The organism is Phyllobacterium sp. YR620 (genome assembly GCF_900104165.1).
Lineage (GTDB): Bacteria > Pseudomonadota > Alphaproteobacteria > Rhizobiales > Rhizobiaceae > Phyllobacterium > Phyllobacterium pellucidum.
Genome location: NZ_FNJP01000004.1, coordinates 416,832 through 427,203, shown reverse-complemented (window position 1 = coordinate 427,203; position 10,372 = coordinate 416,832). Strand labels below are relative to the sequence as shown.

Here is a 10,372-nt window from a genome sequence, read left to right as displayed (position 1 = left end):
ATCAGGAAGTTCATGGAAAATTTGAGTTCGAAGATTCCCATGTTTAAGGAGAAAATATCATCGATCCTTTCTCTCTGGAGTCCTTCGGGCAATTGGCCCTCAACTTCGTCCCAAATAATGCCCCCACTCACTGCGCGCAGGGTTTTGATCCGCATTGTTACTCTGCGATTTATAGCCGCCTGGATGAGCGGAACAAAGATCAGTTGCGGCGTTATCATCAGGAGAGCCACAACAGCCATGGAAGGCTGAATGTAAACCATATATCCGGCGACAGTAAGAAGCAGTCCGCCCTGCAGCAGGGGCTCCGACGTGTAAATACCAACGAAGCCACCAATGGCTTCGGCTTCGGCAAGCATCATCGAGTTCTCAATGCCCACGTCCTCGGCCCCAGCGCGGTCTACTGGCATACGACCGGTTAGCGTTTGAACCGTCAATCGCAAACTTCGGACGGCCTTCTCGCCCACCCAGCTGCGATAAATATTCATCAGGAGTTTAACAAAGCCTTGGGTAAGTGCGAGCCCGATATAGATGAGCGATAGCACCAATATCGGACGATAGTCGCCCCCTTTGACAGCCCCATTGATTATGCGGCGCTGGATTTCGAGTGGCGCGGCATCCATGAGGAAAATCAATACCGACATTACCGAGAGCGCAATTTGATGCCAAAGACTGAAGCGACTGACGAATAACAGGAGGGTTTCAGGCATCAACTTTGCCGGGAAGACAGTGGTAAGCCATAATCCATTTCTGGAGACAGGCATTTTCATCCCGCCACACCTTGATTCCCACAGGATATGTCTGATGCGCGACGATCGCGGATCATCTCAACAAAACGGCGATCAGCGTTGCGTGGAAGAGCCATCATGAGAAATTCCCAAAGCGCGCTTCGCCCACAGGCCTTGGGCAGGAGGAGCGTGGCGCCTGCAATGACGCACTCGATAAGAGTTTCTGCATTGGCTGGCTCCAGGAAATTAGCTTCTTCGCCTTTTTGTTGACCCTACTCCCTAAACGGTTCGGCGTCTTGCGCAGATCAAGACGATGGCCTTATGTTTCGCATGCGAACTCAGCCCTTTATGCCGACCCGGGATTCAAGCGACGAAAGCCGAAGTCGTTGACAAAGACGACTACCCAAGTCTGGAGCAATGGCACAGGCTACCACGTCACATGGATTGTTGGCTGCCGGTGCTGTAACCGCTGCGCCCTCCCAGGTTCTCCCCTCACGTTATTGCTATCTGAACACTGGTCAATCCACCCCCACCTCGAAGATATGTGCGTGAGGTGGACCCGAACGACCCAGAATACGATCCAGCGGGGCTGAGACTTTCGACGCTCTTGCTGTCGCTGAATTCCGCGCCCGTGAGGCGTTGTTCTCACACCGGTGCGAGACGCTAGATGCGGCTCAGCAAAAGCTGGCCTATATGATGAAGCGGGGCGTCGTGCATTAAATGATGACCGAAGACGACGTGCAATCGCTCTTGAGTTCGTTCGCATGAGCGATGACGTAACGGTAGCCCGTAGCGACTTAATGTTGCTGAAGGAAGCCGCCAGCTACTTGCACAAATGCTTCAGATGCCGCAATGAGCCCTTCGCGCAAGTTTCTTTCGCGTGCCACTGCCGCGAAAAACGCATCCGGCAACACTTCGCGAGCCGGGCGCAGGCTTGCCAATTCTTCGGCGGTGAGGGCGCGTCGTCGTTATCGCCGTCAATCGGCGGTGTCCCCATGGATTTCAATATTTCTCCATCCGTATCCAAGCCCATCGCTAGGGCACCCGGTAGGGCACGCTAATAGGAACGACATAAAATACAATAAAAACAATGCCAAGTGGCGGAGAAGAAGGGATTCGAACCCTCGAGAGCCTTTTGAGCCCTACTCCCTTAGCAGGGGAGCGCCTTCGACCACTCGGCCACCTCTCCGAGGACGCTGACTAAAGATGAAACCCCTTGTTTGCAAGGGCTTTGTTGGCTTTTCCGTAAAAAATGCCGCAGGCGAGCCGGCGCGTGATCCTGGCAAATCCATCGCCGATAATATTCATGCGAGGTGACCTAGTTCTGACAATTTCCCGGCCTAGCCGCTATTCACCGGGCCATTGTTGCTGATCGTGCCCGCGTCGAATCAAACCTGTGGGTTGTGTGATTTCGGGGACTTGGCGAGCAACTCCCCCTTCTCGTAGTCTCGCGCATCGCTCGCACCGCAGAAAATTGGATGGGTCTCGAATGAAAACAGTCTTTGTTGCGGTCGCGCTTGCCGTTGTGGCATCCCAGCCGGTCTTCGCCATGGATGCGCGCGAAGAGACAGGCCTGCGCAAACTCGATCCGCAAACCCGGCTCGAACAACGTTGCGATGTCGAAGCAATGGAGCGCATTCGCAAAGACGAAGGCAAATTCAACCCGGACAAGGTTCTGGCCTATGCCTTTGCCGAGCCACGCATGCAGGCGCACGGCATCCAGACCCGCGGCGCAGCTTTTCGCAGCGGCGGTGCGTGGTACCACCTCAAATACAAGTGCGAGACGAGCGCCGACAACATGCAGATCGTCGCGTTCAAATATAAGATCGGCGATCTCGTGCCCGAAAAAGACTGGACCACGCATTTCCTCGTTCCCTGATGCTCGACACCACGGCGCTGGTTGACTAGCCTTCATTCGAGAAATGGGGGAATTCGCATGCAACTCAGATCATTAGGCTGCTGCACGTTGGCTATATTCGTGGCGGCTTGCACGACCATGAACGGCAAGACCGCTGGCACGGATCAAGTCGTGGCAGATGCAAGGACCCTGGTTATCGCCTCATATCAATGCCAGGACGCCTTGGGGCGCGAACCGCATTACTCGGCTATCGAGAGCAGCGAAACCGTGTTGAAGGCGCTGGGCAAATCCGCCGATCAAGCAGATCAGACTGTGCGTGGCTGGCTGCGCGAGGTAAACGCGGGGCCGAAGCAACCAGGCGATTTCGACGCGAAGACCTGCAAGGACCGATTGTTGACGCTCGCTGAAAAAGTGCGCGTTGGCTACGAGGCAATCAAACGAACCGGGAATTAGTCCGGATATGAAAAGGGCGGCTTGCGCCGCCCTCGGTGTCAATTACTGATGGCTGCGGCCGCTGCCACCCATCTGGTTTTCGCGCCACCTGCGGTCGCGATAGGTGCGAACATTGCGGCGCTCCCAATCCGACCGGCCCCAATGGGACCTGCCCCAGTTTCGGTTGTAGCGGTGATATGATCTGTTCCAGTTACGGCGATTGTCCCAACCGTGACGATAGTACGGACGGTACCTGTCGCGCGAACGTACCTGCTCAATATTGGACGTTACCTGCACGGGCTGGGAAGGAACCGGCGCGGCAAACGATGATATGGCCGAGCCCAGCAACATCGCCAAACCGACGATTGCGGCCGACAAGGCGGAAAGTGTTCTTTGCATATAAATGCCTCCTGATAAAAGCGGTACAGTTCTCAAATGCACCTCGAAGCATGAACTTGTCGTGAACGGATTGGTTCCCTGTTCACGCAATTGCTACCGCAGATCGCAGACATGCGCGGATCTGTAAATGCCGGTTGCAATTCTTGAATGGCACAGGCGGAACCGAGACCTTATTTGATCGTTATCCGCGAGGCCTAAGGATCACACCCAATCGAATACTGGAGGTTGCAGAATGACGACACCGACCGTTCCGCAGGATGTTTATCAACGCCACGAAAGAGAATGGCAAATGCTGCGCGAGGCGATCGCCAAGTCTCAGGAGTTGCCCGAAAAGGCTGAGAAAAAGCCAGCGGAGATCAAAACCGTTGCGGATACTTACCGCTGGCCGCCCATTCAGATGCATCAATGAGCGGAACGCAGCGCCGAGGCTGTAGCCTCGAGCCCCGCCATGGCAAATCTTTGAAAATGCTCGACGATTTCATTCTGGGTCTGGGGTTCGGCAGGGTTTAGCCCCGGTAGGACGCGCGTGAAGATCTGCTTGTTGCCGACGACCAGCATGGCAAAGGGCGAAATGATGTTGAGTGCACAGCGCGTCACTGCGGGATCGTCATGCGGCAATCCGAGGATCTCACCGACAATCGTCGTAACCACGAGCTTCTTCGGCAAAATTTCCTTGTCGAGAAGCACAGAAAACGCCGGTGAGGGCGAAAGAATCTCACGTCCGAGCACGCCGAGCGCCCATGACGATCGAGCCGAACCCGTCACCGCTCGTGCGAGCAATTCGATGAGGCTACGCAGCTTTTCCCTGGGGTCACCCGGACCTTCCGCTACAGTCACAAGACTTTCATAGGTCAGGAGGCGGCGGTGTGCCTCGAGCAGCACTTGCCCGTAGAGACCGTCGATACCACCGTAATAGTAATTGACGGCGGCAGAGTTGCTGCCTGCCAGTTCGGCAATTTCCTTGCCGGTGGCGCGATCGAAGCCCTTTTCGGCAAAGACTTCCCCTGCAGCCTCCAGAATCTGAGCTTTGGTGGTGGCGCCATCCTCGCGCCTGCCGGGAAGTTTTCGAGTGCTCTGTTTCGCCATGGAATCATTGTAGCGGAGTTTACCGGTTTTTCAAAGTTGAAATTCAAATTGTAATTTGACATAAACGTGCAAGTTGAATATGATCTGCGGCCATGGGCAAAAAAATCCGCATATTGATCATCCTAGTCGTTCTTGCTGCGCTTGGCGTTGGCGCATGGTGGTACTGGCACCGTCCGGCAACCGCCGACGCGCTGACACTCTATGGCAATGTCGACCTGAGGCAGGCCTCCCTCGCCTTCAATGGCTCGGAACGCATCGATCAGGTCCTTGTCGAGGAAGGCGATGTCGTGAAAAAGGGACAGGTGCTGGCCCGCCTTGATACCGGCCGGCTTGCGCCGCAGGTCCGGGAGGCTGACGCGACCGTTGCCTCACAGCGCGCCATGGTCCTGAAACTGCGCAATGGCAGCAGGCCGGAGGAGATCGCGCAGGCCCGCGCCAATCTCACGTCGGCGAAGGCCGATGCGGACAACGCCAACATACAGCTCGAACGGCGGATGAGCCTGACGGTCAATTCCACGATCAGCAAACAGGAACTCGACACCACCAAGGCAGCCGCGGCCGTTGCCGATGCCAAGGTCGAAGTGGCCCAGAGCGCGCTGGAGCTCGCCATCGCCGGTCCCCGCGCCGAGGATCTGCTGCAGGCCGAAGCACAGCTGCGCGGCAGCGAAGCGCAATTGGCGCTAATACGGGAACAACTCAACGATGCGGAATTGATTGCGCCCGTCGATGCCGTGGTGCGCTCGCGCCTGATGGAGCCGGGCGAAATGGCTGCGCCAATGAAACCGGTGCTTGCGCTCGCAGTGATCAAGACGAAATGGGTACGGGCCTATGTCTCCGAGCCCAATCTCGGACATGTGAAACCCGGCATGCGGGCGCGGATCACCACTGACAGCTTCCCGGACAAACCGCAGGATGGCTGGGTCGGATTCATATCACCGGTGGCGGAGTTTACGCCGAAAACCGTGGAGACTGCTGATTTGCGATCGAGCCTCGTCTATGAGGTCCGGGTTTTTGTCGACGACAAGGATGATCTTCTACGGCTTGGCATGCCGGCAACTGTCACGCTTCTGCCGAACGAACCGCTGAAGCCACTGCCGGCCGGCGGCCAGGAGACCGACACCAAGGCAAAGTCATGACAGAAGCCGCGCCTTCCGCACCGGTTGTCGCAAGAAACCTCTTCAAGACGTTTCAGCGCGAAACCGGCGAGACGGTCAAGGCGCTGGAGGACGTCTCATTCGAGGCACGGCACGGCACGTTGACCGCGCTCGTTGGGCCGGACGGCGCCGGCAAGACAACGATCCTGCGCCTGATCGCCGGGTTGATGACCGCTGAAAAGGGCGAGCTTTCCGTGCTTGGCGTCGATGTCGCCGCGGACCGGCAGAACATTCAGAACCGTATCGGTTACATGCCGCAGAAATTCGGCCTCTATGAGGACCTGACCGTTCAACAGAATCTCGATCTCTATGCCGATCTGCACGGTATCGGCCACGACGCGCGCAAGGAAATCTACCCTCGCCTGATGGAAATGACCGACCTCGGCCGCTTCACGGATCGGCTGGCAGGAAAGCTTTCCGGCGGCATGAAGCAGAAGCTCGGCCTTGCCTGTACCCTCGTTCGCGCGCCGGAGCTACTTCTTCTCGATGAACCGACGGTCGGCGTCGATCCCCTGTCGCGGCGTGAACTCTGGGAAATTGTCACCAGACTTGTGCGGGAAGACGGGCTGACAGTCGTCGTCAGCACTTCCTACCTCGACGAGGCGGAGCTTTGCGATCATGCCGTGGTCATGCATCTCGGCAAGGTATTGGCGCAAGGCAAGCCCGAGGAAATCACCGCCAGGGCAAAGGACCAGGTGTTCATCGCAACGCCCGACGCCGGCACGACCGCCAGGTCCCTGCAGGCGCGGCTGTTTCGCCAGGAAGGCGTCGCCGACGCCGTGCCGGAAGCCGGCAGGGTACGCGTCGTGAAGCAGCCGGGTTTCGGCGGCGATATCCGCATCGAAGACAAGCCTGTCGAGCTCGAACCAGTGAAGCCGCGCTTCGAGGACGGCTTCATGATCCTCTTCAGCGCCGTGGCCAGGAAAAGCCAGTCGAGCGCGGTCACTCTCGACAGGCCGAAGCCGGCTGGGGGCAGCGAGATCTCCGTCGAAGTCCATGATCTCGTGCGCAAGTTCGGTGACTTCACTGCCGTCGATCACGTCACGTTCGAGGTAAGGCGCGGCGAAATTTACGGTTTGCTCGGCCCGAACGGCGCGGGCAAGAGCACGACCTTCCGCATGCTGTGCGGCCTGATGCCGGCAACGAGCGGCACCTTGCGCGTCGCTGGGGCGGATCTGCGGACGTCCCGCGCCGAGGCCCGCGAAAATCTCGGCTATGTGGCGCAAAAGTTTTCGCTCTACGGCGATCTCTCCGTGGACGAAAACCTTGATTTCTTTGCCAGCGCCTATGGGCTGCGCGGGGCGAAAAAGCGCCAGCGCATCGAATGGTCAAAAGATCAATTCGAACTCGGCAGCCTGTCGACACTGCCAAGCGGACAATTGCCCGGCGGCTTCAAGCAGCGTCTCGCCATGGCGGCGGCGCTGTTGCACGAGCCGGATATCCTTTTCCTCGATGAGGCGACCAGCGGCGCCGATCCGTTGGCGCGGCGCGAATTCTGGGGCCGCATCACTGCGCTGTCCGAACAGGGCGTTACCGTGATCGTCACCACCCATTTCATGGAAGAAGCCGAGTATTGCGATCGCATCATCATTCTCGATGCCGGACGCAATCTTGCCGAGGGAACGCCCGCCGAAATCCGCGCCCATGCCAAGCCGAAGAAGGGCGAAGAGGCCAACATGGAAGACGCCTTCATCGCCATCGTCGAGGAATCGCGCCGCGAAACGCGCGAAAAGGCAGCGTGATGGCCAAGCAAACCAGCGAGGGCTCGGCCACGAACGCGACCGCTTCGCATCCCGCCAGGAACAGCCTGCGCCGCATCCTGGCGCTGGTGCGCAAGGAATCCTGGCAAGTCGTGCGCGATCCGAGCAGCATCGCCGTCGGCATCGTCATGCCCATGATCCTCCTGATCCTCTTTGGCTACGGTCTTTCCTTCGACCTGAAGAACCTGCCCGTGGCGATGGTGATCGAAGATTCGTCCGCCGAGGCCCGCAATGCCGTCTCCGGCTTCGAACTCTCGCCCTATTTTCAGACGCATCGGGTGATGACCATGGCCGAGGCGCAGCGTCTTCTGATGAACAAGACCGTCAACGGTATCGTTCGTATACCGCCGCAGTTTGCGCGCGATGTCGAGGCTGGGACGGCGGAGATCCAGTTCGTGGTCAATGGCAGTGACGCCAATACCGCCCGGATTGCACTCGGCTATGCGCAGGGTGCCGTCGGTATTGCAGCTGCCCGGCAGATGGCCGAGGGCAAGATGGTCAGCAACGGCGCGACGATCGAACTTGAACCGCGCCTCTGGTTCAACGCGGCCAATGACAGCACCTATTTCCTCGTCCCCGGGCTCATCGTGTTGGTCATGACGCTCATTGGCGCCCTGCTGACGGCGCTGGTCATCGCACGCGAATGGGAACGCGGCACGTTTGAAGCGCTCTTCGTCACCCCCGCCCTGCCAAGCGAGATCCTCCTCGGCAAGACGGTGCCCTATTTCGTGCTCGGCATGCTCGGACTTGCGCTTTCGGTCATCGGCAGCCAGGTTCTGTTCGGCGTTCCGCTGCGCGGATCGCTATGGATCCTGGTCGTGGTTTCGACGCTCTATCTGCTGGTTGCGCTCGGCATCGGGCTCTTGATTTCGTCGCTGACCAAGAACCAGTTTGTAGCAAGCCAGATCACGCTGATCGTCACATTCCTGCCGGCAATGATGCTCTCGGGGTTCATGTTCGACATCAGGAGCATGCCCTACGCGATCCAGGTCATTACCCATATTTTCCCGGCGCGCTATTTCGTCAGCGTGTTGCAGACGCTGTTTCTGGCCGGCGATATCTGGCCGGTCATCCTGCCAAACGCGGCTGTGCTGGCCGCGATGGCGGCGGTGCTGATGACCGCCTCGGTCTTTGCAACACGCAAGAAACTCGGGTGAACCGGTCATGAAGGAATCGTTCTTCCGCATCATCGCGCTGATCCGCAAGGAATTGCTCGCGATCTTCAAGGATCCGAAGAGCCGAATCGTGCTTGTGCTGCCGCCCATCCTGCAGTGCCTGATCTTCGGCTACGCTGCGAGCTATGACCTCAACAATGTTCCCTATGCTATCCTCGACCACGATCACAGCGCGGCCTCCATCGAATTCATCGCAAAGCTCGACGGATCGGGAACGTTCACGCGCGTGGCAACGCTGCAGCGGACCTCGGACATCGCGAAATTCATCGATGAGGGGCGCGTGCTCCTCGTCATCGTCGTCGACGAGGATTTCGAAAAGCGGCTGATGGCGGGGATGCCGGCCAAGCTGCAGGTGATCGCCGATGGCCGCAACTCCAATACGGCGGGCACCGCGCAAAGCTATATCAGCACGATCGCAACGGACTTCGCCACGCGCTGGCGGGCAGATAATGGTCAGGATCCGCCCGGCGGGATGAAGCTCACCACCCGGGCCTGGTACAATCCAAGCCTTGAAACGCGCTGGTATATGATCCCTTCGCTGATCGGCACGATCACGATGATGATGACGTTGATGCTCACCGCAATGTCCGTGGCGCGGGAGCGCGAGGCGGGGACGTTCGACCAATTGCTGGTCACGCCATTTCGGCCCTCCGAGATCATGATCGGCAAGGCCCTGCCCTCGATGCTGGTCGGGCTCAGCCAGGCAACGACGATTCTTCTCGTTGCCCAATTATGGTTCCAGATCCCGTTTACCGGGTCCTATTTCATGCTGTATCTCGGATTGATACTGTTTCTCGCCGCGGCCGTCGGCATCGGACTGTTCATCTCATCGCTTGCCGCCAACATGCAGCAGGCCATGATCTATTCCTTCGTGCTGCTTATGCCGTTCATGCTGCTTTCCGGCCTGACGGCGCCTATCGGCAACATGCCCGAGATCCTGCAGTATATGACGCTCATCAATCCACTGCGCTATGCGATCAGCATCACGCATCAGGTCTATCTGGAGGATGCAGGCGTAAGGGAGCTCTATCCGGAAATGCTGGCGCTGGTCGCGATCGCTGCGGTCACCCTGCCCTTTTCGGCATGGCTGTTCCGCAACCGGCTGACCTGAAACGGTGGCTATTTGCCAGGAAAAGACTTCATCGCGATATCGACGAGCCTGTAGACGTCTTCACGGCTCGCGCCGCTCGACGCCTGCACGGCGGTACCTTGCGCAACCGTCAAAATGTACCGGGCAAGGTCCTCGGGATTACTGTCCTCAGGCAGGTCGCCCTCGCGCTTGGCGCGCTCGAACCGACGCGCCAGCGCCTTCTGACCGACCTGAATACGCTCGACAATGGTCTTGTGGATCTCGAGCGCGGCATCGCTGCAGGAACTTGCGGCGTTGACGACGAGGCAGCCGCCGGGATTGCACGCTTCGGTCTGCGCCCGAACGAATCCGCGCAAAATGTCCAAGGCAACCGTACGCGCCTCCGGCTGTTCGAGAGCGCTCCAGAAGAACGCCATATAGTGCTCTTCGTAACGCTGCAGGGCCATGCGGAAGAGTTCTTCCTTGTTGCCGAATGTGCCGTAGAGGCTTGGTTTTGTTATGCCCATGCCGTCAGTAAGGTCAGTGATGGACGTGCCTTCGTAGCCCTTGCGCCAGAACAGCTCCAAAGCAGTCTGCAAGGCATCGTCCGCATCAAATTCCCTCGGCCGTCCCATGGACAAGACTCCCTAAAAGAATTATACCGCTCGGTATAAAATCGGTTGACAGCTGCTGTACCGCAGCCTTATATCACCG

General features: G+C 58.3%; 11 protein-coding genes and 1 tRNA gene. 7 read left to right on the top strand and 5 right to left on the bottom strand.

Translation table 11 applies throughout. The features are described from left to right. Both BLR72_RS16240 and BLR72_RS16235 read right to left on the bottom strand, forming a co-directional pair. Positions 1–767 (bottom strand): ABC transporter transmembrane domain-containing protein (locus BLR72_RS16240; RefSeq protein ID WP_139202542.1); only part of this gene is annotated, 767 nt, incomplete at its 3' end. A 1,056-nt stretch (positions 768–1,823) separates the two neighbouring features. Next, positions 1,824–1,914, bottom strand: a tRNA-Ser gene (locus BLR72_RS16235). A 300-nt stretch (positions 1,915–2,214) separates the two neighbouring features. Here BLR72_RS16235 and BLR72_RS16230 point away from each other — a divergent pair. Both BLR72_RS16230 and BLR72_RS16225 read left to right on the top strand, forming a co-directional pair. Then, positions 2,215–2,604 (top strand): DUF930 domain-containing protein, encoded by a 390-nt coding sequence (locus tag BLR72_RS16230; protein WP_091919158.1) that lies wholly within the window; start codon positions 2,215–2,217, stop codon positions 2,602–2,604. Positions 2,605–2,721: 117 nt separating this feature from the next. Then, positions 2,722–3,036, top strand: a complete 315-nt coding sequence (locus BLR72_RS16225; RefSeq protein ID WP_091950242.1) for a hypothetical protein — start codon at positions 2,722–2,724, stop codon at positions 3,034–3,036. Positions 3,037–3,078: 42 nt separating this feature from the next. Here the strand turns inward: BLR72_RS16225 and BLR72_RS22300 are convergent, their stop codons facing one another. Further along, complete coding sequence (locus tag BLR72_RS22300; protein ID WP_139202541.1) at positions 3,079–3,414, bottom strand: hypothetical protein; 336 nt, start codon at positions 3,412–3,414, stop codon at positions 3,079–3,081. Between the two features lie 232 nt (positions 3,415–3,646). On the opposite strand from BLR72_RS22300, the gene BLR72_RS22525 reads away from it, so the two are divergent. Next, positions 3,647–3,823, top strand: coding sequence for a hypothetical protein (locus BLR72_RS22525; protein ID WP_162737274.1), 177 nt, complete (start codon positions 3,647–3,649; stop codon positions 3,821–3,823). Here the strand turns inward: BLR72_RS22525 and BLR72_RS16220 are convergent. Continuing rightward, positions 3,817–4,500, bottom strand: a complete 684-nt coding sequence (locus tag BLR72_RS16220; RefSeq protein ID WP_091950240.1) for a TetR/AcrR family transcriptional regulator — start codon at positions 4,498–4,500, stop codon at positions 3,817–3,819. The genes BLR72_RS22525 and BLR72_RS16220 overlap by 7 nt on opposite strands. Positions 4,501–4,592: 92 nt before the next feature. On the opposite strand from BLR72_RS16220, the gene BLR72_RS16215 reads away from it, so the two are divergent. The 4 genes from BLR72_RS16215 to BLR72_RS16200 are packed head-to-tail and all read left to right on the top strand — an operon-like array spanning position 4,593 to position 9,700. Continuing rightward, on the top strand, positions 4,593–5,636 hold the full coding sequence (locus tag BLR72_RS16215) for an HlyD family secretion protein (RefSeq protein ID WP_091950238.1): 1,044 nt from the start codon (positions 4,593–4,595) through the stop codon (positions 5,634–5,636). Next, positions 5,633–7,396, top strand: coding sequence for an ATP-binding cassette domain-containing protein (locus BLR72_RS16210; RefSeq protein WP_091950236.1), 1,764 nt, complete (start codon positions 5,633–5,635; stop codon positions 7,394–7,396). Before BLR72_RS16215 ends, BLR72_RS16210 begins: the two co-directional genes overlap by 4 nt. Beyond that, positions 7,396–8,571, top strand: coding sequence for an ABC transporter permease (locus BLR72_RS16205; RefSeq protein WP_091950234.1), 1,176 nt, complete (start codon positions 7,396–7,398; stop codon positions 8,569–8,571). The genes BLR72_RS16210 and BLR72_RS16205 overlap by 1 nt, the downstream gene beginning before the upstream one ends. A gap of 7 nt (positions 8,572–8,578) precedes the next feature. Continuing rightward, a complete protein-coding gene (locus tag BLR72_RS16200; protein ID WP_091950232.1) occupies positions 8,579–9,700 on the top strand; it encodes an ABC transporter permease in 1,122 nt (373 codons plus the stop codon). 8 nt (positions 9,701–9,708) lie between these two features. Here the strand turns inward: BLR72_RS16200 and BLR72_RS16195 are convergent, their stop codons facing one another. Next, positions 9,709–10,293 (bottom strand): TetR/AcrR family transcriptional regulator, encoded by a 585-nt coding sequence (locus tag BLR72_RS16195; RefSeq protein WP_091950230.1) that lies wholly within the window; start codon positions 10,291–10,293, stop codon positions 9,709–9,711. Positions 10,294–10,372 lie beyond the last annotated feature (79 nt).

What these genes read in the sequence shown, in the direction of transcription:
- BLR72_RS16225 (WP_091950242.1), top strand. Translation starts at nt 2,722, where the DNA reads ATGAACGGCAAGACCGCTGGCACGGATCAAGTCGTGGCAGATGCAAGG.
- BLR72_RS16205 (WP_091950234.1), top strand. Translation starts at nt 7,396, where the DNA reads ATGGCCAAGCAAACCAGCGAGGGCTCGGCCACGAACGCGACCGCTTCG.
- BLR72_RS16195 (WP_091950230.1), bottom strand. Translation starts at nt 10,293, where the DNA reads ATGGGACGGCCGAGGGAATTTGATGCGGACGATGCCTTGCAGACTGCT.
- BLR72_RS16210 (WP_091950236.1), top strand. Translation starts at nt 5,633, where the DNA reads ATGACAGAAGCCGCGCCTTCCGCACCGGTTGTCGCAAGAAACCTCTTC.
- BLR72_RS16220 (WP_091950240.1), bottom strand. Translation starts at nt 4,500, where the DNA reads ATGGCGAAACAGAGCACTCGAAAACTTCCCGGCAGGCGCGAGGATGGC.
- BLR72_RS22300 (WP_139202541.1), bottom strand. Translation starts at nt 3,414, where the DNA reads ATGCAAAGAACACTTTCCGCCTTGTCGGCCGCAATCGTCGGTTTGGCG.
- BLR72_RS16215 (WP_091950238.1), top strand. Translation starts at nt 4,593, where the DNA reads ATGGGCAAAAAAATCCGCATATTGATCATCCTAGTCGTTCTTGCTGCG.
- BLR72_RS22525 (WP_162737274.1), top strand. Translation starts at nt 3,647, where the DNA reads ATGACGACACCGACCGTTCCGCAGGATGTTTATCAACGCCACGAAAGA.
- BLR72_RS16200 (WP_091950232.1), top strand. Translation starts at nt 8,579, where the DNA reads ATGAAGGAATCGTTCTTCCGCATCATCGCGCTGATCCGCAAGGAATTG.
- BLR72_RS16230 (WP_091919158.1), top strand. Translation starts at nt 2,215, where the DNA reads ATGAAAACAGTCTTTGTTGCGGTCGCGCTTGCCGTTGTGGCATCCCAG.